The organism is Sphingomonas sp. OK281 (genome assembly GCF_900115295.1).
GTDB lineage: Bacteria > Pseudomonadota > Alphaproteobacteria > Sphingomonadales > Sphingomonadaceae > Sphingomonas.
In genome coordinates, this window is the sequence record NZ_FOVZ01000001.1 from 964336 (window position 1) to 989858 (window position 25523).

At 66.8% G+C, this 25523-nt stretch carries 15 protein-coding genes; 6 read left to right on the plus strand and 9 right to left on the minus strand.

The window, feature by feature from the left end; genetic code table 11:
- Positions 1-3: 3 nt before the first annotated feature.
- The 4 genes from BM244_RS04440 to BM244_RS04455 all read right to left on the minus strand — a co-directional run bounded on the left by BM244_RS04440 (position 4) and on the right by BM244_RS04455 (position 5637).
- Complete coding sequence (locus BM244_RS04440) at positions 4-1839, minus strand: M2 family metallopeptidase (RefSeq protein WP_093397621.1); 1836 nt, start codon at positions 1837-1839, stop codon at positions 4-6.
- A 97-nt stretch (positions 1840-1936) separates the two neighbouring features.
- Positions 1937-2644: an alpha/beta fold hydrolase gene (locus BM244_RS04445; protein WP_254784306.1), complete on the minus strand. Its 708-nt coding sequence runs from the start codon at positions 2642-2644 to the stop codon at positions 1937-1939.
- Positions 2645-2767: 123 nt separating this feature from the next.
- A complete protein-coding gene (locus BM244_RS04450; protein ID WP_093397624.1) occupies positions 2768-4399 on the minus strand; it encodes a glycoside hydrolase family 43 protein in 1632 nt (543 codons plus the stop codon).
- Positions 4396-5637 (minus strand): MFS transporter, encoded by a 1242-nt coding sequence (locus tag BM244_RS04455; RefSeq protein WP_254784260.1) that lies wholly within the window; start codon positions 5635-5637, stop codon positions 4396-4398. The genes BM244_RS04450 and BM244_RS04455 overlap by 4 nt, the downstream gene beginning before the upstream one ends.
- 227 nt (positions 5638-5864) lie before the next feature.
- On the opposite strand from BM244_RS04455, the gene BM244_RS04460 reads away from it, so the two are divergent.
- Positions 5865-6932 (plus strand): LacI family DNA-binding transcriptional regulator, encoded by a 1068-nt coding sequence (locus BM244_RS04460; protein WP_093397625.1) that lies wholly within the window; start codon positions 5865-5867, stop codon positions 6930-6932.
- A gap of 57 nt (positions 6933-6989) precedes the next feature.
- Here BM244_RS04460 and BM244_RS04465 read toward each other — a convergent pair whose 3' ends face one another.
- Positions 6990-8006 (minus strand): cupin-like domain-containing protein, encoded by a 1017-nt coding sequence (locus tag BM244_RS04465; protein ID WP_093397627.1) that lies wholly within the window; start codon positions 8004-8006, stop codon positions 6990-6992.
- On the minus strand, positions 8003-8689 hold the full coding sequence (locus BM244_RS04470; RefSeq protein WP_093397628.1) for a SapC family protein: 687 nt from the start codon (positions 8687-8689) through the stop codon (positions 8003-8005). Before BM244_RS04470 ends, BM244_RS04465 begins: the two co-directional genes overlap by 4 nt.
- A gap of 236 nt (positions 8690-8925) precedes the next feature.
- Between BM244_RS04470 and BM244_RS04475 the strand changes: the two genes are divergently transcribed.
- The 5 genes from BM244_RS04475 to BM244_RS04495 all read left to right on the plus strand — a co-directional run bounded on the left by BM244_RS04475 (position 8926) and on the right by BM244_RS04495 (position 20212).
- Complete coding sequence (locus BM244_RS04475; protein ID WP_093397630.1) at positions 8926-11994, plus strand: TonB-dependent receptor; 3069 nt, start codon at positions 8926-8928, stop codon at positions 11992-11994.
- 63 nt (positions 11995-12057) lie between these two features.
- The gene (locus BM244_RS04480) at positions 12058-13599 is read left to right on the plus strand and encodes a tryptophan halogenase family protein (RefSeq protein WP_093397631.1); all 1542 of its coding nucleotides are present in this window, start codon (positions 12058-12060) and stop codon (positions 13597-13599) included.
- A gap of 19 nt (positions 13600-13618) precedes the next feature.
- Entirely contained in the window at positions 13619-15571 is a 1953-nt protein-coding gene (locus tag BM244_RS04485; protein WP_093397633.1) for a sialate O-acetylesterase, read from the plus strand.
- Positions 15572-15635: 64 nt separating this feature from the next.
- On the plus strand, positions 15636-18308 hold the full coding sequence (locus BM244_RS04490) for a glycoside hydrolase family 3 C-terminal domain-containing protein (RefSeq protein ID WP_093398115.1): 2673 nt from the start codon (positions 15636-15638) through the stop codon (positions 18306-18308).
- Positions 18305-20212: an NPCBM/NEW2 domain-containing protein gene (locus BM244_RS04495; protein WP_368086047.1), complete on the plus strand. Its 1908-nt coding sequence runs from the start codon at positions 18305-18307 to the stop codon at positions 20210-20212. The genes BM244_RS04490 and BM244_RS04495 overlap by 4 nt, the downstream gene beginning before the upstream one ends.
- 310 nt (positions 20213-20522) lie before the next feature.
- Here BM244_RS04495 and BM244_RS04500 read toward each other — a convergent pair whose 3' ends face one another.
- The 3 genes from BM244_RS04500 to BM244_RS04510 are packed head-to-tail and all read right to left on the minus strand — an operon-like array spanning position 20523 to position 25518.
- Positions 20523-22088 carry a glycoside hydrolase family 43 protein gene (locus BM244_RS04500; protein ID WP_093397634.1) on the minus strand — a complete coding sequence of 522 codons (1566 nt, stop codon included), beginning with the start codon at positions 22086-22088 and terminating at the stop codon, positions 20523-20525.
- Complete coding sequence (locus BM244_RS04505) at positions 22085-23143, minus strand: alpha/beta hydrolase (protein WP_368086048.1); 1059 nt, start codon at positions 23141-23143, stop codon at positions 22085-22087. The genes BM244_RS04500 and BM244_RS04505 overlap by 4 nt, the downstream gene beginning before the upstream one ends.
- Before the next feature lie 20 nt (positions 23144-23163).
- Positions 23164-25518 (minus strand): glycoside hydrolase family 95 protein, encoded by a 2355-nt coding sequence (locus BM244_RS04510; protein WP_093397636.1) that lies wholly within the window; start codon positions 25516-25518, stop codon positions 23164-23166.
- Positions 25519-25523: the final 5 nt, after the last annotated feature.

Genomic DNA, 25523 nt, shown 5'->3' on the forward strand with positions numbered 1-25523 from the left:
GCCTTACCAGCCGGTCGGCTTGCCCTTGTTCTGGACGTCCAGCCAGACCTTCAACGGCGCGAAATACTCGACCAGTGCCGCGCCAGACATCTCCGGGCTCCCGGTGAACACCTGCAACGCATCCGGCCAAGGCTTCGACTGGCCCATGCTCAGCATAGCGTTCAACTTCGTCCCCACCGCCTTGTTGTCGTAGAACGAGCAGCGATGCAGCGGCCCCTTCCAGCCGGACTGGTCGCACGCCGCCTTGTAGAACTGGAACTGCAACACACGCGCCAGGAAGTAGCGCGTGTACGGCACCGCCGCCGGGATGTGGTATTTCGCGCCCGCATCGAACTTGGTCTCGTCGCGTACGACCGGCGGCTTGATCCCCTGATACTGGAGCCGCAACGCGTCCCACGCAGCCTGATAGCCGGTCGCCGGGATCTGGCCCGAGAACACGCCCCAGCGCCATTTGTCGATCAGCAGCCCGAACGGCAGGAACGCGACCTTGTCCATCGCCTGGCGCAGCAGCAGCCCGATATCCTTGTCCGCGCTCGGCGCCTTCGCCTGATCGAGCAACCCGATCTTGACGAGGTAATCCGGCGTGATCGACAGCGCGACGGTATCGCCGATCGCCTCGTGGAACCCGTCGTTCGCGCCGTTCGCGTAGAGGAACGGCTGAGCCTTGTACGCCCGCTGGTAGTAATTGTGGCCGAGCTCGTGATGAATGGTGACGAAGTCGTCCGCGTTCACCTTCGTGCACATCTTGATCCGGATATCGTCCTTGTTGTCGATATCCCACGCCGACGCATGACAGATCACGTCGCGATCGGCAGGCTTGGTGATCTGCGACCGCTTCCAGAACGTGTCCGGGAGTGGTGCGAAGCCGAGCGACGAATAGAAGCCCTCGCCCTGCTTCACCATCTTGAGCGGGTCATAACCCTTCGCCTTGAGCAGTTCGCCGGTATCGTAGCCGAGGTCGCCCGCACCCTTCGGCGCGACGATATCGTAGATATTGCCCCATTCCTGCGCCCACATGTTGCCGAGCAGGTCGCTGCGGATCGGCCCGGTCTTCGCCTGCACCGCGTCGCCGTATTTTTCGTTCAGCTTCCACCGCGTGTAGGTGTGGAGCGCCATGTACAGCGGCTCGACCTGCTTCCAGATCGTGTCGGTCAGCGCCGCGAACTGCTCGGGCGTCATGTCGTAGCCCGAGCGCCACAACGCGCCGACGTCCTTGTAGCCGAGCTCGCGTGCGCCTTCGTTGGAGATCGACGTCATCTTCGCATAGTCGCCGCGCATCGGCGCACCGACCTTGTCGTTCCAGCTCGTCCACATCTCGGTCAGCTTGGCGGGATCGCGCGTCGAGCCCATGGCGGCCTCGATATCCGACCCGTTGATCGGCTTGCCGTCGAGCGTGCCCATGCCCTTGCCGTAGGACGACGACATCTTGGTGGTCAGGGTCGACAGTTCCTCGGATGCGCCGGGCCGCGTCGGTGCCGGCAGGGTCAGCCCACCACGCAGCAGGTCGAGCTTGCGCTTGGTATCGAACGACAGTCCCGGCAGCGACGCGTACCGCGCCGCACCGAGCGCGTACTTGACGCCGAGATCGGTCATCTCCGCGCCGGATTTGGCCGCCAGCGCATCGGTATCGTCGGTGATGTAGGTCGCGTTGACCCATGCCACGCGGTTGGCGTCGAGCGAGGCCGCCGCCATCGCCGCCTCGGCCTCCGCAACGAACGCGTCGGCCTGCGCGACAGTCGGCTTGCCGGTGGCGGTCGATGCGGGTGCGGCCTGGGCCCGGGCGGCGGCAGGCGCGGCGATCGCGCACGCGAGCGCGATCAGAGAGACGGTACGGATCATGTGCTTCCCCTGGATTATGCGTCCAGAGTGCGGAAGCGGCGCGGCGCGGTCAACCGGGTTGACGATGATCGACTGTCTGAGTTGCGCCCGCTCCGAGTCACGCGGCCAGGAAGTCGGCGATCGCCTGACCGAGTTCGGGCTTCACGACGGCGCTCATGTGGCCGCCGGGGGTTTCGACATATGTTCCGTTCGGAAGCGCCGCCGCCAAGTCCGGTGCCGAGCCGTTGTCCTGATCCTCCCCGCCGCAGACCACCAGTGTCGGCTGCTGGATTGCCTTCACGGTCTCGAGCGGGGTATCGGCGAACGTTTCGAGAATGCCGAGTAACGCGACCGGGTCGCCGCCGGTAGTCTTCAGGAAAGCTTCGGCCAGCCATTCCGGCGTGCCCTGAACATGCTGGCCGAGCTTCGTCAGGATATTGCGGAAATGCCCGGCGCGGCGCGATGTCTGCGTCAGTCCCTCAAGCCCCATGCCGGAGAAGATCACCTTGCGCGGGGTCGCGCCGGTCGCCAGCATCCGCGACGTCGTCCGCGCGCCCAGCGAATACCCGCCAAGATCATACTCCGTCAGCCCGAGGTGCGCGACCAGCGCGTGTCCGTCCTGTGTCAGGGCATCGGCCGGATACGCCTCCAGCCCGTGCGGCTTGTCGCTCTCGCCGTGTGCGCGCAGGTCCGGCATGATCACCCGGAAGCCCTTTGCCGCGATCTTCGCGGCATGACCGTAGCGGATCCAGTTGGTCTTCGCGTCGGAGAAATAGCCGTGAATCAACACCACCGGCCGGCCCTCGCCCACTTCGCGCCACGCGATTCGCGTCCCGTCGAAGCTTTCGAAATACTGGGTCTCGGTCGGGGTGCTAGTCACGGGATCGTCCTGCTAGGGCTGTTGCCGTCAGTTCGGTCGCCGCATCGGACGTGTCAAGCCGGCTGTCGCTCACGCATCGCGCTGTTCCTCATAGTGGAAATAGCCGAAGTCCGCGGGATGCCCCGTGCCGGACAGATCCTGGCACGCCATGCCGACAAAAGCTCCGGTGAAGTTGGGCATGCCTGGCAAGGTCGCCTCGTCCGACAGGATGCTGGCATCGAATATCTCGGGCAACCAGACCCATTCGCGTGCGTCGCCGAGCCGGTAACCGAAGTGGAGCGTTTCGTGATCCACCTGCACCCGTAACGCCACGGGGCCCAGCCCGATCGAGACGGCCGGTGTCAGCGTGCTCCTTTGGGTATCGCGGGGGATCGCAGACAGGACCTGGAGCTGGCGCTGGCCGTCGTCGCCGGCGGTGACATGCAGATAGTGGAATTTGGTCGCGTTATAATAGCATACCAGTCCGGCGGCCTGCTGGAAGTGATGCGGCGTATAATCCGTCCGGGTCTCCGCGTGATAGCGGAACGCCTGCTGGCGGCGCGCGACCAGCGACTGGACGAAATGACTGCCGATCGTCTCGCAACCGTGCAGGCGGAGATGGCCGGGGCGTGCTTCCAGGCTGAACAACTGGTCTGGATAGGGCGTACGGAGCCACTGGAACGTCGTCGGCAAGATGCTGCTGTCGAAATTGGTATGCTCGATCAGCGGGCTGTGCTCCGGCGAACCCGGGATGGTCGCCACGTCCAGTTGCGGACGCCCCTGTCCGTCCGACGTCCTCAACCAGCCGTCGTCGCCCCAGCGCATCGGCTGGATCGCGGTTTCGCGGCCTAGCACGCACCGATCGCTGCGCGGCAGCGGACGGCCGCAAAGGTAGACCATGTACGTCTCGCCCGTCGGCGTGTCGACGAGATCGCCATGCCCGGCGCGCTGCAAGTCCGCGCCGTGCGGTGTCGTCCGCCCGGTGCCAATGGCAGTCAGGACCGGACCGTCGGGATGAACCTCGTAAGGGCCGAACAGTTCGCGCGACCGCGCCATGACGACCGCGTGGCTACGCTCGGTTCCCCCTTCCGCGACGAGCAGGTGATACCAGCCGTCGCGCTTGTAGAGATGCGGTCCCTCGGTGAAGCCGAGCGCAGTGCCTTCGAAGATCCCGCGGCGTTCACCGACCATTCGGCCGGTATCGAGGTCGATCTGCTGGATGACGATTCCCGCGAACCGTCGACGGTCCGGCCGGTGGTCCCACAGCATGTTGACGAGCCAGCTTCGCCCGTCGTCGTCATGGAACAGGGCGGGATCGAAGCCGCTGCTGTTGAGGTGTACCGGGTCCGACCACGGGCCGTCGATTTGCTCAGCGGTCACCATGTAATTGTGGAAATCGCGCAACGAGGCGCCCCCTGCACCGTCGACGGTGGTCTGCCCGTACCGCTTCACATCGGTGAACAAAAGGTGAAAGCGACCGTGCGCATAACTCAGGTCCGGTGCCCAGACACCGCACGAATCCGGATTGCCGCGCATGTCGAGCTGGCTCGCGCGGCTGAGCGGCCGAGCGACGACCTGCCAGTTTGCCAGATCGCGGGAATGGTGGATCTGGACGCCGGGATACCATTCGAACGTCGAGGTCGCGACATAGTAATCGTCGACGACGCGCACGATCGAGGGATCAGGATTGAACCCGCGCAGGATCGGATTGCGAATGGTCATGCAGGCTTTCGTATCAAAGACCAGAGGAGCGCGGCGCCGGCGAGATCGAGCAGGCCGAGCAGGACGAAGAACGGTTGATACCCGACGGCGCCTACCAGCGAACCGAGCACCAGGGTGAAGATCAGCACGCCGAGATTGGCCGCGGTGCCGGACATGCCGGTGACCGTCGCGACCTGATCCTGCGGGAACAGGTCCGATGCCAGGGTGATGACGGTCACCGACAGCGTCTGGTGCGCGAACCCGCCGAGGCACAACAAGGCGATAGCCGCGACCGGACTGCTCGCGGTCCCGACGAACATCATGCCCGTCATCAGCACCGCGCCGAGCGTGAACGCCCAGCGTCGCGCGTCGATCAGGTCGACGCCGCGGCGCTGCAACCATGCGACGACCGCGGGGCCGAACAGGCAGCCCAGGTCGGCCGCCAGAAAGGGCAGCCACGCGAACAGCGCGATCTGCCCGAGATCGAAATGCCTCACCTGGACCAGATACAGCGGCATCCAGAGCGACAGCATCCCCCAGACCGGATCCGCCAGGAAGCGCGCACCGGCTATCGCCCAGAGGTTTCGGCGGCGCAGCAGCGCCCACAGCGGCGGGCGTTGCCGCGTCACGGCAAGCGCGACCTCCTGTCCTTCGACGATGTAGGCGCGTTCGCCAGCCGACAGATGCCGATGCCGCGCAGGGGTCTGGTACCAGACCAGCCAGGCGATCACCCAGAGCAGCCCCAGGCCACCCGCGACGAAGAAGGCTGCGCGCCAACTATGGTTGAGCACGGCCCAGGCGACGAGCGGCGGGGCAAACACCGCGCCGAACGACGCCCCGATCTGGTAGATGCCACCGGCCACGCCGCGCTCTTTTGCCGGAAACCATTCGGCGACCAGCTTCATGCCGGCAGGCTGGGCCGACCCCTCGACCAAACCCAGCGCACCGCGGAGTCCGGCGAACCCGAGCCAGCCCGTGGCCAGTCCGTGCGCCATCGTGATCATCGACCAGACCGCGACGAACAGCGTGAAGCCGATCTTCAAGCCCACCAGATCGAGCAGATAGCCGGCGACCGGCTGGAACATGATCCCGACCTGGAACGCCCCGGTTATCCACGAATATTCGACCGCGCTGATATGCTGTTCGGCCATGATCGCCGGCGCGGCGACTCCCAGCACGCTGCGCGCGAGGTAGTTGATGACCATCGCCACGACGAACAAGCCGATGATCGTCCAGCGAAGGTTCGAAAAACGCCGCACCGGCTACTCCCTTTGGCGACATGCCGGACTGATTTCGACGTCGGCGACCCAAGGCCGGCGCGCCGCCGCTCTTGTTACGTGGTGTAATGGTAACGTCAACATCGGAACAGTCGTATGCCGTTCCTTCGTCCACTCGACGGTCGTCGTGTTGCATCATGTCTACTAAGGTATAGGGCAAGGGCGTTCGACAGGACCCGCGTCGTGGCGCGAAACGTGAGAGGAACGGTGTGAAGGAACGCGCTGGGCGCTTGCGCAGCCCGACGATCATCGACGTGGCCGCGCAGGCCGGGGTATCGCCAATGACGGTCTCGCGCGTCATCAACGATCGCCCCGGCGTCGATCCGCAGACGCGGGCGGGCGTGCAGGACGCGATCCGCGCGCTTGGCTATACGCCCAACCTGGCGGCGCGCAGCCTGGTGACCGCCGCCGAGCTGAAGATCGGCGTGATCTATTCGAACCCCAGCGCCGCCTTCATGAGCGACTTCCTGACGGGCGTGTTCGAGGAAGCGTCGACGCGCGGCGCGCGCCTGATCCTGCTCAAGGGCGAGAACGGTCGCCCTCCCGACCAGGCTGCGCTCGAAGACCTCGTCGCATCGGGTATCTCCGGCCTGATCTGCGCCCCCCCGCTCAGCGAGTCCGCCGCCGTCCTGGATGTCCTGCGCAAGGCTCGCGTACCGGTCGCGGCGGTTGGCGCGCATGGTATCGGTACCCTCGGCATCGAGGATGCGATCTGTGTCCGGATCGACGATCGCCTCGCTGCCTACGAGATGACGCGCCGGCTGATCGACCTCGGGCATCGCCGCCTGGGCTTCGTCGTCGGCAACCCGGACCAGGTCGCCAGCTTGCAGCGACTCGACGGGTTCTACGCGGCCGTGCGTGAAACCGGCGGCGTGCGGTCGACGATCGCGCAGGGTGATTTCAGCTTTGCGTCGGGGCTCGCGGCGGGTGACCAGCTGCTCCAGGCCAACCCCGCCCCGACCGCGATCTTTGCCAGCAACGACGACATGGCGGCGGCGGTCGTCTCGGTCGCGCACCGGCGGCACCTCGACGTGCCCGGCGAACTGACGGTCGTCGGCTTCGACGATACCACGGCGGCGGTCATGCTCTGGCCGCCGCTGACCACGGTACACCAGCCGGTGCGACGCCTCGCTGCGGAGGCGCTGGGCCTGCTTGTTTCGGAGATCGGCATGCCATCGCGACGTTCGGGCAAGCGCGCCGATCACGTACTCCCCCACGCCATAGTCGAGCGCCAGTCGACTGCGTCGCTGCCCCTGGAGACACCGCCCGCCGAGTGAGTGCCCCAAGCACCCTCGGTAGCGCAAACGTCACCACTGTGCTGCGATATCCGGCGCTCACCCGCCCCTGAGCAGGCGCATGATCATCGTCCGCATGCGGCCATGATTCTCCTTCGAACCGGCGCCGAGCACGCCGTGCCGCTCGGCAGGCAAAAACGCCAGAGGGTGCCCGTCCGGGCGGAAGACGTAGTGATCGAACCATGCACGCCACGCGGCGCGCTCGGCCGGGGGGCGTTCGGCGATCGCCAGCAGCGCGAGCATCATCGCGGTATAGGGGCGGTCCGGGCCGGTCGCGAACGCGTCCCACCAGAAGTTGACGAGCACGTTGACGTCGCCGAGCGCCTCCACCTTGTGCCACCAGAGCTTCGGGACGTACAGCGCGTCGCCCGGCTCCAGTTCGACCACGATCGCACGGTCGCGGACCCGCTCGAACCTCGGGTAGCGCGGATCGCCGCGATCGCTGTCGACCGCCAGGCTGATCGGCTGGCCGGCCATCGTGTAATCGATCGGTCCGACATACAGATCGTGGATCGCGTTTGGCGGAAACAGCGTGAAGCGCCGTCGCCCCGCCGCCACGCAGGCGACGTTGTCCATCTGATCATAGTGGCACGCGACCGTCGACGCATGGCCGATCCAGATGCGCGGCTGGACGGTCGGGGGAACAAAGGCAAGCCGGGTGGTTTGTTCGATACCCGGCAGATACGTCTCGGCTGGCAGCGATCCCATGTACATGCTGGATGCCGCGGGCCGGCCGGCACCATCGAGGATTTCGGCAAGCGCCGCGCCGAACGGCATTGCGCGACGCTCGAAGTTGAACCCGGTCAGCGCCTCGTCATAGGTATAACGCGCACCGATAGCAGGATCGCCGACAAACACTTCGGCGGTGCGCCCTGCATCGAATCGCTTCAGCTGCTCGACCACGCCGTCCAGGCCGCCGCCGGGGGTCGCAGCGCCTGCAAACATCGGCCAATCCCGCGCTACGCCGCGAAGAACCACGGGTTCGCCCCGTTCCATCACCATCGCCCGGAAGGCGTCGGGAACGGTCAGCGCCTCCGCCGGGGGCGCGTCGATCATGCGGCATCCCCGCCGGTTCGATCGTTTCGCATCCGCGCAAGCGTGCGCAAATGGCGTACCGAGCCGGTTTGCGCATAGGCGAGTTGCAGGTCGCCGCTCCGGAACAGCGCGAGCACCGTCGCATCGGGAAGCGCGTGCAGCGCATCGAGGCTGATCGTGTACAGGCCATCCAGACGCAGATGCTCGCCGTCATCGAAGTCCATCGTCACGTCGATCGGTTCGAGCAGACGATGCGCGAGAAGCCTCTGGATGAACGCGTCCGTCTCGGGGATGCCGACCTGCAAGGTATGCAACGCGTGCTGGACCCGACGCAACATCGGTGCAGGCTCGCCATCGAGATCGAACAACGCCGCGCCATCCGGTTCGCCGAAGACCGGATGATCGAGGTCGACAACCAATTGGCCATCGGTGACGTAGAACCCCTGGCGTTCGAGGTCGGCAGGTCGATAGTCCGGCAGCGCACCACGGACGGCAACCAGATTATGGCCCGGCTCGATACCCATGACGACGCCCGCGTAGAACGCCCCCGTCTCGGGATGCTTCGTGAAGAGGATGGGATAATAAGCCGACGCACGAACGAACTCGTCGACGACGATCTGCGCGAAATGACGTTCCCCATCGGCGGCGCGCGATACGCCCAGCGTCGCATGTCGTGCACGCGTCAGCACTTCCCAAACGGCCACCCCGTACCCCTCTCCGAACCGACGTGTTTGTCCGTCAGATTGCACAGCGCGACACGAATGCAAAGGCGTATCAATCACTCATACAAAAGCTTGCAATAGCCCTCCGGCTGCGTACTGTGAGCGCTACCGCAGAGGAAAAGAGGGTGGAAGAACACCCCGACTCGGCTGTTCGAAAACTAGGTCGCACACGCCCCATATCAGAAGGGCGGCGCGATTTCTCATGAGGGGATGTTGAAATGACAGTACAAAAGCACGCAGGAATTGGCTTCCACCGCGCCGCACAGCGGACGAGGAGGATCGCTTGCGCATCGAGCGCTCTTGCGTTGATCTGGTGGCTTCCGGCGTCCGCACAGGACCAGGGCAACCTTCAGAACAGCACGACGGCGCAACCCGCCGCAGCACAGCCTGCCGTTACGGCTACCGCTAACACGACGACCGCAGCCGAGGCCGGGCGCCCGCAGGACGCGGTGACTGCCGCCGATGTGTCGCAAGGTAACGCTGCCGGCGAAAGCGACGAAATCATCGTTACCGGTCTGCGCGGTTCGCTCCAGCGCAACCTCGACCTGAAGCGCACCTCGTCGGGTGTCGTCGACGTCATTTCGGCCGAAGATATCGGCAAATTCCCGGACTCCAACGTCGCCGCCGCCTTGCAGCGCCTGCCCGGTGTATCGATCCAGCGCTCGGGGTCGCGCGGCGAGCCGACCGGCATCACGGTTCGCGGCTTCGGCGGCGATTTCAACACGACGCTGTATGACGGTCGCCGCATCTCGACCGCGACCGGCGGGCGCCAGATCGATTTCAGCACCGTCGGCGTCGACTTCATCGGCCAGCTGAGCGTCTTCAAGACGCCCGACGTGACGCTCGCATCGAGCTCGATCGGCGCGACCGTCAACATCCAGTTCCCCAAGCCGTTCGATCACCCCGGCTTCCGTCTTGCCGCCACCGGCTCGGGTTCGATCCAGGATCGCTCTGGCAAGGTCGTGCCGACCACCGGCCTGCTCATCAGTAGCACCAACGCGGACGAGACGTTCGGCGTCCTGGCCGACGCGATCTATACGCGGCGCGATACCGAGACCAACCGCGTCTACGTGTCGGGTTGGCCCGGCGGCAATTTCGCGCCGTGCCAGCTGACCGGCAACGCCGGGGCCGCAAATTGCGCGCCGACCAGCGATCCGACGTCGGCGAACTACGCCAATCCCAACAATCGCCAGAACCTGCCCGGCTGGTTCCCGCAACAATATGGCGCCGAGCAGCAGCGCGTGAAGGACGAGCGCGTCGATGCGCGCGTCGCGTTCCAGTATCACCCGACCGACGACCTGATGGTCACGCTGGACAACAATTTCTCGCGCCAGACGATCAACCAGGACAATTACGCGTTCGGCGTGTGGTTCAGTCAGGGCGATCTGCGCAACGTCACGCTCGACAAGAACGGCACGGCGGTGGACTTCACGCAGGCCGGCAGCCCGACCGATTTCACTGCGGCGGAAAACAAGCAGATCCTGCAGACCAACCAGACCGGCCTCAACGTCAAATACGATGCGACCGAACACCTGACGCTCGAAGCCGACGGCTCCTACGCAAAGAGCTGGCTCAATCCGGGGAACGTGATCGGCAGCAAGAATGGCGACATCGGCTACGGCAACGCCCTGGGCAATGTGCTGCGCTTCAAGGTCGACGGCAAGAGCAGCGATGCGTTCCCGACGATCAGCAACTTCGGTCCCGCCGGCGACGGCGCGCGCTGGGCGGATCAGTCGTTGATCGGCACGCACGTCACGGTCAACCAGACGCAGAAGAATACCGACGAACTCTTCCAGTTCCGCGGCAACGCCACGTGGAAGCAGGACGACCTGACGATCAAGGCCGGCGGCCAATATTACCAGGACACGTTCAACTTCCGCAACCAGAGCACGTTCACCAACAACTTCTGGCAGGCCTATGCGGGCTATGGCGGTCCATCGGGGCGGACGACGGGTATTTCGCCGGTTCCTGCGAACATCTACCAGGGCTCGATCAGCCTCAACGACTTCATTCCGGGCTTCAACGGCAGCCTGCCGCCGTCGGTGTTCGTGTTCAGCCCGACCGCGTACCAGAATTACCTGACGAGCCTGGGCAATCCATACGCGAAGAACATTCCGGGCTTCAATTATCCGAGCCCGACGAGCGGCGACGGCCTGCTCGGCTTCCGCGGCGCGTTCGACGAGGCGGTAGATCCGGGCAGCGTGCTGAACGTGCGCGAGCGGACGTGGTCGCTATACTTCAACGTGAACTTCAAGGCCGACATCGGCGACATGCCGTTTACGTTCAACGCGGGCGTCCGTAACGAGACGACGAACCTGCGCGCGACCGGTCAAGGTCGTCTGCCGACCTCGATCACGACCAGCACCGCCGATCCGTCGTTGCTCAGCATCCCGACTTATACCGCGATCGTGCCGAACACGACCAACAGCTCCTATTCGTATCTTCTGCCCAGCATCGATGCGAAGCTCGAAGTGACCAATACGCTGCTGCTGCGCTTCGACGCCTCGCGCACGCTGACCAGGCCGAGCCTGAGCGTGCTCAACCCGGTGCTGAACGTCGGCAACGGTCAGCGCGTCGGCGCGCTGACGGCCAGCGGCGGCAACCCGAATTTGAAGCCGTATCTGGCGGACAATTTCGACGTTGCCGCCGAATGGTATTATCAGCGCAACTCGTACCTGTCGGTCGATTTCTTCCTGAAGAACGTCAGCAACTTCATCATCGGCGGCGTGACGCGGCAGTCGATCAACGGGCTCGTTGACCCGACAACGGGCACCTTGGCGAGCTTTGCCGTATCGCAGCAGGTCAACGGACCCAACGCGACCGTCCGCGGCGTCGAACTGGCGTGGCAGCAGGTGTTCGGCAGCTCGGGCTTCGGGTTCCAGGCCAACGCGACCTTCGTCAACACCAACCGGCCGTATGACGACAAGAACATCTCGCAGACCGGCTTCGCGGTCACGGGGCTGGCGAATTCGGCGAACTTCGTCGGCTTCTACGACAAGGGCGGGTTCCAGTTCCGGACCGCGCTCAACTGGCGCGACAAGTATCTGCTCCAGTTCGGCCAGAACCAGAATACCGGGGCGTTCGGGTCGGAGCCGACCTTCGTCGACCAGAGCTTTCAGGTCGATCTGTCGACGAGCTACGACATCAACAAGCAGTTCAGCGTCTTTGCCGAAGCGTTGAACGTCAACAACAACCAGCAGAGCACGCACGGGCGCTACGACAACCAGCTGCTCGACGTGTTCGATTACGGCCGCCGCTACACCGCCGGCGTTCGCTTCCGCTTCTGATCCCCCTCCCCCTGGCGGAGCATGACCTGTTCGTGCTCCGCCTTTTTTCGAATACGCTGCACCATGCACGAAATTCAGAACATCGTTATCGTCGGCGGCGGCACCGCAGGGTGGCTGACCGCGGGCGTGATCGCGGCCAAGCACCAGGGGCGGCGCCCGCACGGCTTCACCGTGACGCTCGTCGAGTCGCCGAACGTGCCGACGATCGGGGTCGGCGAAGGCACCTGGCCGACGCTGCGGACCACGCTCAAGCGGATGGGCGTCTCCGAAACCGAATTCTTCCGTCACTGCAGCGCGTCGTTCAAGCAGGGCGCCCGGTTCAACCGCTGGACCACGGGGGCGGTCGACGACGGGTATTACCATCCGCTGATGCTGCCCGAGCAGTTCGGGCAGGTGAACCTCGCCCCGCACTGGCTGGCGGAGGGCGGCGACGACAGTTTCTGCGACACGGTGACGCCGCAAGGTCGCCTGTGCGACGCCGGACGCGGCCCCAAGACGATGACCACGCCCGAATATGACGGGCAGGCGAATTACGCCTATCACCTCGACGCCGGCAAGTTCTCGCATTTCCTCCAGCGCCATTGCTGCGAGGCACTTGGTGTCCGGCACGTGCTGGCCGATGTGAACGAGGTCCATCTCGATGAGGGCGGCGATATAGCGCGGCTCGATACCGCCCAGGGTATAACGATCGCCGGCGACCTGTTCGTCGACTGCACCGGTTTTGCCGCCTTGCTGATCGGCAAGGCGATGGGCGTCCCGTTCCGCAGTTGCAGCGACGTGCTGTTCTGCGACACCGCGCTGGCGATTCAGGTCCCCTACGACCTGCCGGACGATCCGATCGCGAGCCACACGATCTCGACCGCGCAATCCGCCGGCTGGATCTGGGATATCGGGCTGCCGACGCGGCGCGGGGTCGGTCATGTCTTTTCGAGCAGCCATATCAGCGTCGACGAGGCGGAAGGCGAACTGCGTGCCTATATCGGCCCGGCCGCGCGCGACCTGTCGGTCCGCAAGCTGTCGATCCGTGCGGGGCACCGTGAAACGTTCTGGGTGCGCAACTGCGTTGCCGTGGGGCTGGCGGCGGGGTTTCTCGAGCCGCTCGAGGCATCGGCGATCGTGCTGATCGAGTTGTCGGCGAAGATGATCGCCGAACAGATGCCGCCCCGCCGCGAAGTGATGGACGTCGTCGCGCGACGGTTCAACGAGACGACGACCTATCGCTGGGGTCGGATCATCGATTTCCTCAAGCTGCATTATGCGCTGACGAAACGGACCGACACGGACTTCTGGCGCGACAACGTCCGGCCCGAGAGCATTCCGGACCGGCTGCGCGAACTGATGGAATTGTGGCTGTACCAGTCGCCCTGGCTCCATGAGGAATTCGATCGCGCGGAGGAGGTCTTTCCGTCTGCAAGCTACCAATATGTGCTGTACGGCATGGGCGCGCGGACCGCGATCATGCCCGGCGCGATCGAGGCGGACGATGCGCTGGCCCGGCGCGCGCGCTACGAAAATCAAGTTCAGACGCAGCGACTTGTCGGCAGCCTGCCCGGCCATCGCGATTTGATCGACCGGATCGTCCGGCACGGCCTCCAGCCGATCTAGCCTTTAGGAGAGTAGGGACATGCGGACCGTCACAGCGTGCCTGGCCATCGGCGCGATCCTAACCATCGGCGCGACCGCCGCGTCGGCGGCTCCGCGCCTCGACGGCGTGCTGGGGGACCACGCGGTGATCCAGCGTGGGCAGCCGATCGTCCTGAGCGGACAGGCAGCAGCCGGCGAAACCGTGATGATCACGCTCGCCGGGCGCAGCGTCACCGCCAAGGCCGCGCGCGACGGCAGCTTTTCGGCGAGCCTGCCCGCCCTCCCCGCCGGCGGGCCGTACGACCTGACGATTGCCGCCCCCAGCGGTGCGGCCGTCCTGCGCGATATCCTGGTCGGCGACGTGTTCCTGTGTTCGGGCCAGAGCAACATGGAACTCCGCGTCGACCAGGGCCAAGGCCTGTTCCCCGACGCGCACCCGGAGGTCGACGACAAGCTGCGCCTGCTGACGATCGCCAAGGTCTCCGCCGCCGCACCGGTCGCGCGGTTTGCTGAACAGCCCCGCTGGGCGGTGTCCGGCCCGACCACCGCGCCCAGCTTCTCGGCCGCGTGTTTCTACATGGTCCAGGCGCTGCGCCGCACGTCGGGCGTACCGATCGGCGCGGTGCATTCGAGCTGGGGCGGCTCGCGGATCAGCGCGTGGATGAGTGATACCGCGCTGCGCCAGGCCGGGCTCGGCGCCCCCGCCGACCTGCTCACGCTCTATGCCCGCGATCCCGCCGCCGCCAACCGGCAAGCATCGACGATCTGGGAAAGCTGGTGGCGCGACGGCTCGGGCGACGCCGCCGGCCGCGAACCGTGGCAGCCGGATGCCGTACTCGACTGGCATTCGGTGCCCGCGATGACCAATTTCGAGACCTGGGGCGTCCCCGCACTCGCCGACTATAACGGCATGATCTGGTACCAGCACGAGGTCCAGCTGACCGCCGAACAGGCACGCGGCCCGGCGACATTGGTGCTGGGCATGGTCGACGACGCGGACCGCACCTGGGTCAACGGCGTGGGCGTGGGTGGGAGCAGCCTCGCGTCGCAATCGCGGGTTTACGCCCTGCCCGCCGGCAGCCTGAAGGCGGGGCGCAACGTGGTTACCGTCAACGACGACGACGTCTATGCCTATGGCGGGATGACTGGTCCGGCGGATTCGATGCGGCTGTCGTTCGCTGACGGGACCAGCGTGCCGCTTGGTACCGGCTGGCGCTATGCGATCGCCAAGCGGCTCGCTGGCGCCGCACCGCGCGTGCCGTGGGACGACATCAACGGCGCTGGCACGCTCTACAACGCGATGATCGCGCCGCTTGGTGCTACGAAGTTCGCCGGGATGGCCTGGTACCAGGGCGAGTCCGACACCGGCATCCCGGGTTACGACCGCCGGATGACCGCGCTGATCGCCGACTGGCGCCACCGCTTCGGCACGCCCGAAACCGGGTTCGGGATCGTCCAGCTCGCCAATTACGGCAGCCCGGCGATCGCGCCGAGCGAAAGCGGATGGGGTGACGTCCGCGATGTGCAGCGACGCGTCGCGGCGGCGGACCCGCATGCCGGCATCGCCGTCGCGCTCGACCTCGGCGATGCGCTCGACATCCATCCCGGCGAGAAGCACGAGGTCGGGCAAAGGCTCGCGCGCGTGATGCGCGCCGCGGTCTACGGCGAGAAAGTTTCGCCGTCCGGCCCTGCCGTCGCGGATGCGCGGCGTAGTGCGGATGGCGGCGTCACGGTGCGGTTCAGCGGCGTGACGGGCGCGCTGCATGCCCGCAGTGCCGCGCAGGCGATCGGCTTCGAACTGTGCGGCGCCGCGGTCGGCACTTGCCGCTACGCTCCGGGCAAGGTCGCGGGGTCCGAGGTGACGCTGCCCGGCGATGGCCAACCCGTCACACGCGTCCGCTACGCCTGGGCCGACGCCCCGGCGACCAACCTTGCCGACGACGCACCGCTGCCCGTCGGCACGTTCGAAGTGCCGGTCCTGCCGGCGCGATAAGCTTCGAATGGGTGCGAAGAACAAGAACGGCCGCACAAGCGCGCCGCAACGGGAGAGACGGACGATGCGCATGACCATGAAGGCGAAAGCCATGGCGACGGCCGGGCTTGCGCTCGCATTCTCCCCCGCCATCGCGCGCGAGCCGGCCGCTGCACCGACCCAGCGGACCGCGACCGACCTGGCCGAGCAGATGGCGCGGACGATGGTGTCGCGGATGACGCTCGAAGAAAAACTGCCGCAGTTGCTCAACGTCGCGCCCGCCATTCCGCGGCTCGGCGTGCCTGCGTACAACTGGTGGACCGAGTCGCTGCACGGCGCGCTCGGGCCGCTCGCGACCACCAATTTCCCCGAGCCGATCGGCCTTGCCGCAAGCTTCGACGCGCCGATCGTCCACGACGTCGCGGGCGCGATCAGCGCGGAGGTGCGCGGGCTGCATACGCTGGGCCGCGAGACCGGCAGGAACGGGCATATCGGCACCGGGCTCGACACATGGTCGCCCAACATCAACATCTTCCGCGATCCGCGCTGGGGCCGCGGGCAGGAGACCTATGGCGAGGATCCGTTCCTGACCGCGACGATGGGCGTCGCGTTCGTGACCGGGATGCAGGGCCCCAACCCCGATCGCCCGCAGGTGATCGCCACGCCCAAGCACTTCGCGGTCCACAGCGGTCCCGAGGGCACGCGCCACCAGGCCAACGTCTACATCTCCGCGCACGACCTGGAGGACACCTACCTCCCCGCTTTCCGCGCGGCGCTGGTCGACGGGCACGCAGGCTCGGTGATGTGCGCGTATAACCGCATCGACGGCCAGCCGGCCTGCGCCAGCGACCTGCTGCTCAAGGAGCATTTGCGCGGTGCGTGGGGCTTCAAGGGCTATGTCGTGTCCGATTGCGACGCGGTGAAGGACATCGCCGACAACCATAAATACGCGCCCGACAGCGCCGCCGCGGTCGCCGCCGCGATGCGCGCGGGCGTCGACAACGAATGCAACGGCGAGACGCTGGGCGATACCGCAGGCCTGGAGACCCGGTACCGCGACGCGCTAAGCCGCGACCTGATCACCGAGGCGGACGTCGACCAGAGCCTCGTTCGTCTGTTCACCGCGCGGTATCGTAACGGCGACCTGCCCGGACTTGCCGGCGCCCCCAAGGCGTTGCCGACCAGCGTCGTCGGTGCCCCCGAGCATCGCCGCCTGGCACTGGCGGCGGCCGAGCGATCGATGGTGTTGCTGAAAAACGACGGCATCCTGCCGCTCAAGCCTGGTGTGAAGCTCGCCGTGATCGGCCCGCTCGGCGATGCGACGCGCGTGCTGCGCGGCAATTATTCGTCGCCGCTGTCGGGCCAGCCGGTATCGGTGCTGGAGGGGCTGAAGACCGCGCTCGGTGCGAGCCAGGTCACGCTCGTGCCGTTCGGGGAATCCGTCACGGACGGCGACCGCGTCCCGACGTCCGCGCTGCTCACGCCCGACGGCAAGCCCGGCCTGCTCGCGCGCTACTATAATCCGACGACGCCGATGCCTGCGCAATATGCCCGCGGCACGCGCGAGAAGCTCGTCGCCGCCGCCAAGTATCAGCCCCAGCCGGTGGTCACGCGGATCGAGCCCGACGTCGGCGATCGCAACCTCGATCTCGCACGCGTCACCGACGTCCACCGCACCGAATGGACCGGCTTCCTGGTGCCCCCCGAAAGCGGCACCTACCGCGTCGGCCTGTCGGGATCGGGTGGCACGCTGACACTCGACGGCAAGATGATCTCCGACCGACGCAAGACGCGCTGGAACGACCTGCCCGGCATGACGACGGTGAAACTCGAGGGCGGCAAGCGCTATGCGATCCGCGCCGAGGGCAGCGGGATCGACCTGGTGTGGAAGCGCGTGTCGGATGCGCCGTCCGCCGAGCTTCGTCGCGCCGCCGCCGCGGCCGACGTGCTGGTCGCGGTGGTCGGCCTCACCTCCGACCTGGAGGCAGAGGAGACCGGCGTGACGGTGCCGGGCTTCTCAGGGGGCGACAAGACGACGCTCGACCTGCCCGCAGACCAGATCGCGATGCTCGAACAGGCCAAGGCCACCGGCAAGCCGATCGTGCTCGTCACGATGAACGGCAGCCCGATCAATCTCGCCTGGGCGAAGGACAATGCCGCCGCCGTGCTGGAGGCCTGGTATCCGGGCGAGACCGGGGGCACCGCTGCGGCCAACATCCTGACCGGCCGCACCAACCCGTCGGGCCGCCTGCCGCTCACCTTCTATCGCAGCGTCGGCGACCTGCCGCCGTTTGGCGATTACGCGATGAAGGGCCGCACCTATCGCTATTTCGCGGGCACGCCGGTCTATCCGTTCGGCCACGGGCTGAGCTACACCAAGTTCGGCTATGCGCCGCTGACCGTCACGCCCGCCCGCGGCGGCGCGGAGAACGGCCTGCGCGTCACCACGCGATTGACCAACCAGGGCGACCGGCCGGGCGAGGAGGTCGCGCAACTCTATCTCGACTTCCCCGATCGGCCGGGCACCCCACGGATCGCGCTGCGCGGGTTCCAGCGCGTCGCACTCCGCCCCGGCGAAGCACGCAGCGTGACGTTCGACCTGTCGCCGCGCGATCTGAGTTCGGTAGCGCTGGACGGTGCACGTTCGGTCGCTGCCGGCACCTACCGCGTGACGGTGGGCGCGGGGCAGCCTGGCACGGGGGTCGCAGGGCAGACGGCTAGCTTCACCGCGCGCCAGTCGGCGGAATTGCCCAAGTGAGCCGCGTGCGAACACTCGCGACGCTCGGCACCGCGTTGGTCGCGCTCTGCACGCCGATCGCGGCACTGGCGGATCCGCTGACCGCGACCGGCAAATGGAGCGCGAACACCGATGGCTCTGCCCCGGTGCCGCCGATGGGGTGGAGTTCGTGGAACGCCTTCAACAGCGACGTCGACGAGGAGAAGGTGCTCGCCTCGGCGCAGGCGCTGATCGACACCAAGCTACGCGACATCGGCTATCGCTACGTCAATATCGACGATGGCTGGTGGCTGAAGCGTCGCCAGCCCGACGGCCGGCTGCTGATCCGCACCAGCCACTTCCCGTCCGCCGCGACCGGTGCGGACACCAGCTTCCGCCCGTTCACCGACCGGCTCCACGCGATGGGCCTCAAGGTCGGCATCTATTCGGACATCGGCCGCAACACCTGCGGCCAGATCTACACGCCCGATTTCAAGAACCAGCCCGAAGGCAGCGTCGCCGAGCGCGAGGTCGGGCTGTACGGCCATGTCGACCAGGACATCGCGCTGTTCTTCGCCGAATGGAACTTCGATTTCCTGAAGGTCGACGGCTGCGGCGCGCGCGGCCTGCCGGTGGACGCACCGCGCGTGAAGTCCGGCCTGTACCGCGCCCTCACGCCCCTCGTCGACATGCAGTCGCTCGGCGGAACGGACATCGCCGGCATCCGCCGCCTCTACGAACAGGTCCACACCGCGCTGCACACGCACGCGGGCGACCGGCCCTACGTCTATTCGCTGTGCCTGGGGGGCGCGGGCGACGTGCGCGCCTGGGGCAAGGACGTCGGCAACACCTCGCGCACGAGCGACGACATCCAGCCGGTCTGGCCGCGGATGTTGACTAACCTCGACACCGTCACGCACCGCGCGCTCTATGCGCACCCGGGATCGTGGAACGACCCCGACATGCTGTTCGTCGGCACCGGCGATTTCGACGCGGGACATAGCGCAGAGGCGCGCTCGCACTTCGCCTTGTGGGCGATGCTCAACGCGCCGCTGATCATCGGCTACGATCTCCGGAAACTAACGCCGGACCTGCTCGCGATCTTCGGCAACGCGGACATCGTCGCGCTGAACCAGGATGCGGTGGGCAACCAAGCGGTGCTCGCCTATGACTCGTCCGAGGTGCAGACCTTCGTCAAGACGCTCGCGGACGGCAGCAAGGGCGTCGCGCTGTTCAACCGAACCGCCTCGCCCGCCAAGGCCGTGCTGACCGCCGAGCAGCTGAAGATGCTGCCGACCGCCGACGTGCGCCTGAAGGACCTCTGGACCAAGAAGGAGCAGAGCTTCCGCAAGGAGATCGCGGTGACGCTCGCGCCGCACGAGACGCTGATCTTCCGCGCGACCGGCACGCGGCGGTTGCCGGGCGGGCTGTACCTTTCGGAACAGACCGGACGCGTCAATCCGGCAACCGACGGCGTGGTCGTGCCGCAGCCGGATCCGACGATCTACCAGTCGATCACGCCGTGGACGGGCACGCGCGGCGGTGGCGAGCACCCGCAATATGGCGGCTGGGGCGGCGCCGAAGCCGACCGCGCACCGTACGGCAAGCTGTTGCGGGTGGCCGGCACCGACTTCGACACGGGGATCGGCGTGCTCGCAAACTCCCGCCTCGAAGTCCGCAACCAGGGTTACGCGCGGTTCGCCGCCAAGGTCGGCATCAACGATTCCGGCCAGCCACGTTCGGGTACGACGGTGTTCGAGGTATGGGGCGACGGTCGCCTGCTCGCCAAGTCCCGCCCGATGGGGTTCGGTGAGGCCGCGGTACCGCTGGAGGCGAAGGTGGTGGGTGTACGGATCGTCGAACTGGTGGCGCGGGGGAGTGGTGCGGCGGCGAATGCCTGGACGCCGCAACCTGCGATCTGGGCGGACGCTACGCTCTACAAATAGCGACCGGAGAGGCCACCCCCTCCCGTTCGCCCTGAGCGCAGTCGAAGGGCCCCTCGCCACGAGCTTAACACCCGTGGAGAGCGGTGCTTCGACTTCGCTCAGGGCGAACGGGAGAGGTGTGGACAGTCCAAATGCGAGCACACCTTGCCCAGCAGCTTGGGCGGACGTCACGCTCAGCAAACAGCGATGAGAAGCCCCCCTTCCCCGTTCGCCCTGAGCGTAGTCGAAGGGTACCCTCCACCAGCGTACACGCCTGTTGAGGGCGATGCTTCGACTTCGCTCAGCACGAACGGGAGGTTTGGAAACGACACTAACGCACCCGCTCCGGCGCGCCCGGCGGCAACGCAGAAAGCGTGAACCGGTCGACATCCAGCCACCCCCGGCTCGCCGTCGGCGCATAGCAGAACAGCGCAAGCTGCTCCCCCTGGAACGTCCCAGTCCGCCACGCGAACGCGAGCGGGAAGTCGACGCCCAGCCCGGTCCAGCGCCGCCCGTCCACACTATACGCCACGCGCGCACGATCGGTCGTAAAGTCCATGTCGGTCCGCAACCACAGCGCCTCGGTCCGCGGCAAAGGCGCGGTGGCGCGAACCTCGGTTCGGGCGCCGGCGACCGTGTCCTCGGTCACCTCCATCGCCAGCGTCGCCTTGCCCCCCGCCGCGCCCTGCACCGTGATATTCCCACTGAACTGCCCGAACGTCCCGAACCCGCAGCGATCCCCCGGTGCCAGATGGCGGATGTCGAGCTTCACCTCGGCCCGGCCCGCCGGCCCCTGCCCCTTCTGCACGAGCGTATTGCGCGCGCTCCAGAACCCGGTCGCGACCGTCGGCTTCAACCGCAACCACCCCGGCCGCTCGGACAAGGACCAGCGCGAAGGCTCGGAATTGTGGTTCCACTGCCACTGCAATCCGAGCGTCGGTTTGCCGAAATCGTCCGACGTCGCCGGCTCCGCGAACGGCGCACCCAGGATCGGTTTCGCGGCACGCCGCGGCACGCGACCGGGTGCCTCGCGCGTCCCCCATACCGGCCAGTCGTCCTGCCAGAACACCGGGCTGAGGTTCGTCATCCGCCCGATCGCGCCGCTATCCTCCATCACGAAGCCGAACCAGCGACCATCGGGCAGGTCGACCAGCGCGCCCTGGTGCCCACCGGTCTTGTCGTCGATCTGGTCGCGCGTTTCCCACGGCCCGAACAGGCTGCGCGATCGTGACACGGTCAGCCCCGGCCGCGGCGGCAGCGCGTTGAAGAGGTAGTAATATGCACCGCGCCGGATGATCTTCGACCCTTCCGCGCCCTTGATATAATGCACTTTCTGCGACGCGGTGACGTGCGCCAGATCCTTGTCGAGCGTCAGCAGCGTGATCGTGCCGTCCGCGGTGCTCGCGGTCGCCAGATACGCGCGCCCGTCCGGCTCGATGAACAGCCCCGGATCGAACGCCTCGCGCTCCAGTTCGTGATAGCGCCATGGCCCGCGCACGTCCTTCGCGTACCAAATCCGCGTCTTCTGCCCGACCGGCGTATTGGCGAGATAATAGGTGCCAGCGTGGTAGCGTAAGGACGACGCGTACAGCCCGTGCCGGTACGCGTTGCCGCCCTTCAGGTCGTATTCGGGTTTGCCCTCCAGCCGATCGACGAGGTGCGACGCCAGCGTCCAGTTGACCAGATCGCGGCTGTGCAGGATCGTGATCCCGGGCGTGTTCGCGAACGTCGTCGTCGCGAAATAATAGTCGCCGCCGACGCGGATGATGTCGGGATCGGGATAGTCCGCGAACAGCATTGGATTGCGGAAGCTCCCGTCGCCCTGGTCCGATCGCCATACCTGTGCCGACGCGGCGGTCGCCAGCAACCCCAGCGCGACCGCCACCGCGACCCTCATTTGCCGAACGCCAGCGCGCGCGAGAAGAACGGCATCATCTTGTCCTGCACGCGGCCGGCGACGCCGCTGGTATGATCGCCCGGATACACCTCGAAGCTGTTCGCGATCCCGTAGCTGTCAAGCGCGGCGTGGAGCTTGCCGGCATCGTCCTTAAGCCCGTCGCGGTCGCCGACGTCGATCCCGATCGCCGCATAGCGCCGCAGATTGCCGACATATTGATCGAGCATCGCCAGCGGCGCATTGGCGGCCCAGCGCGCCAGTACGTCGGGCTGCGCCACGCCGTCCTTGACCGGCAGGTCGAGATACAGCGGCGGCGCCTTGGGGTTGGGCGACCATGCCGCCGCGGTCGCGAGTTGCGCGCGCTGCCCCCATGACAAGGTCGCGCTGTCCGCCGGCGAACGCAGTCCCGCAATGGCTTTCTCGGTCGCCGCATCGGGCGTGCCGAGCGCCCGCGTCGACAGGCAGCACGGGCTCATCATGTAAAGCGCGCCGAATGTCTCCGGATGCTTCATGCCGATCCGCGCGGTGCCGTAGCCGCCCATCGAATGCCCTGCGAGCCCGCGGCTGCGGCGGTCCGCGATCGTCCGGTAATGGCCGTCGACATAGCCGACCAGATCGCGCGCAACGAACGTCTCGAAATCGCCGACCGTCACCGAACTCGAATAGAATGATCCGTTATGCGCGGTCTTACTGTCGGGGATCACGACGATCATCTCGCGCGCGCCCTTCGCGAACGCACCCTCGATCGTCTGCGGCACGTGGATTTCGCCGATCCACTGCTCCGCGCCGATCGAATAGCCGTGCAGCGCATAGACCACCGGATAGCGCCGCGTCGGGTTCTGGCGATAGCTTGGCGGCAGGACCACCAGCACCGCGCGGTCCGGGCTTTCGCCTTCCAGATTACCCTCGATCGCGGGCGAGTGGACGGTGATCCGCTCGATCGTCACTGGCTTCGCACCGGCAACGGGCGGCGGTCCGGGCGTCTTGACCTGCGCCGAAGCAAGGCCGGTCGACAGCATCAACGCGGTACCGAGTGCGACGAGAAGCTTGTTCACGGACATCCCCTTTTGCTTGTTCACGCGCGCGAGAGAGCGTTGCCGCGAAGCCTCACCGCTTTCCCCGGGGTCAGCACGACCTCGACCCGCCGCGTGCCGAGCCGGATCACGCGACGCCCCGGTATCTCGCCGCGGACCACCGTCTCGACCAGTTCGCCCCCCTGCCAACGCAGGTCGACCGAACACCGTCCGCGCGCGCGCAACCCTGTGACGGACCCGGTCGGCCAAGCGCTCGGCAGCGCGGGCAACACTAAAATCTCTTCGCCCCGGCTCTGCATCAGCATCTCGGCAATCGCGCGCGTGCCGCCAAAATTGCCGTCGATCTGGAACGGCGGATGCGCGTCGAACAGATTGGGATAGGTCCGCTCGGGCCCCAGCAGGAAGGCGAGGATACGGTGCGCGTGATCGCCGTCGCGCAACCGCGCCCACAGGTTCGCACGCCATGCGGTCGCCCAGCCGGTCGACTCATCGCCGCGCAGTTCGAGCGACCGCCGCGCCGCCCGTGCCAGCGCGGGCGTTCGGTCGAGATCGATCTGGTCGCTCGGGAACAGCCCATAGAGATGCGAGACATGGCGGTGGTGCGGCTCGGGCGCCGCCGCGTCCCAGTCGCGCTGCCATTCCTGAAGGTGGCTCTGCGCGCCGATATGATCGGGCGCCAAGCGCGCGCGCGCCGCCGCGACCTCGGCCGCAAACGGCGCGTCGATCTTCAGCAACGCCGCCGCCTGCCCAACCTGATCGAACAGGTCGCGCAGGATCTGCATGTCCATCGCCGGCCCCGCGCAGATCGACGCGCCCGCCGGATGGATGTTCTCGGGCGACAGCGACGGATTGGTCACCAGCGCGCCGGTCGCCGGATCGGTCTGCAGCGTATCGAGGAAGAACAACGCCGCCCCGCGCATCAGCGGATAGACCGAGCGCAGATAGGCAAGGTCGCGCCCGTAGTCGTAGCGATCCCATAAATGCGTGCACAGCCACGCGCCACCGGTCGGCCACAGCCCCCATTGCGCCCCGTCGATCGGCGCAGTTGCCCGCCACAAATCGGTGTTGTGATGACACACCCACCCACGGGCACCGTACATCGTCCGCGCCGTGCGCTCACCGGTGATCGCCAGTTCGCGGACCATCTGCACCAGCGGCGCGGTGCACTCGGCCAGCGCGGTCACCTCCGCCGGCCAGTAGTTCATCTCGGTATTGATATTGACGGTGTATTTGGATTCCCACGGCGGCTTGATCTCGTCGTTCCAGATACCCTGGAGGTTCGCCGGCTGTGTTTCCGGTCGCGACGACGCGATCAGCAGGTACCGGCCATACTCGAAATACAGCGTCGCCAGTGCGGGATCGTCGCCGGCGCGATTGGCGCGGACGCGCTCGTCGGTCGGCTTGTCCGCTGCCGCCGTGCGTCCGAGATCGAGCGTCACGCGACGGAACAGCGCACGATGCGCGGCGCTCGTCTCGGCGCGGATCCGCTCGACCCCGCGCCGGCTCGCGCGATCGAGCGTGGCAAGCGTCGCCGCTTCCGGATTGCCGCTCACATCGTCGAACCGGCTATAGCTGGTCGCCATCGCCACCAGCACCGTGACCGCGCGTGCTCCCGTAACGCCAACCCGGCTGCCATCCTTCGAAACGACACCGCCCACCGTCGAAACCCGCGCGCGCGCCACGAACCGCAACCGCCCCGCAATCCCCGCCCGCTCGCCATTATGGCCGGCGAGCGTCACCGTCGCACCGTCGATCGAGACGCTGGCGCCAAGCTGCGGCGACTGGAGCCCCACCAGCAGGTCGAACGGCCGATCGCCGACAAGGTGCACCGCAATCACCTGATCCCCCGGCGACGCGAACACGTCGCGGCGAAACCGCGTGCCGTCCATCGTGAAACTGGTGGTCGCGACCGCCGCGTCGAGATCGAGCTGCCGGACATAGTCGCCGACTTCCCCCGAGACGCCTGGCATCTCCAGCAACAGGTCGCCGACCGGCTGATACGCCATCTGAGTCTTGGGCAGTCCCATGACCTGCGAATTGGCGAGCGCCTGCGCCTCGACGAACTTGCCCGCATCGATCAACCGCCGCACCTCGGGCAGCGCCGCGTGCGCTGCCGGGTTGACCGGATCATACGGCCCGCCGGTCCACAGCGTATCCTCGTTCAGCTGCAACCGCTCGCTGGCGGTCCCGCCGAACACCATCGCGCCAAGCCGGCCATTGCCGACCGGCAGCGCCTCCGTCCAGGCGACGGCAGGCTGCCGATACCAGAGCCGCGGACCATCGGCCGGTGCCGCCGCCCAAGCCTTGCCCGGTCCGGCACCGGGTCCGGCAAGCGCAGCGACGGCGACCGCCGCTGCGCCTTCCAGCATGTCGCGACGCGTGGGTTCGACGGTCATCGCCC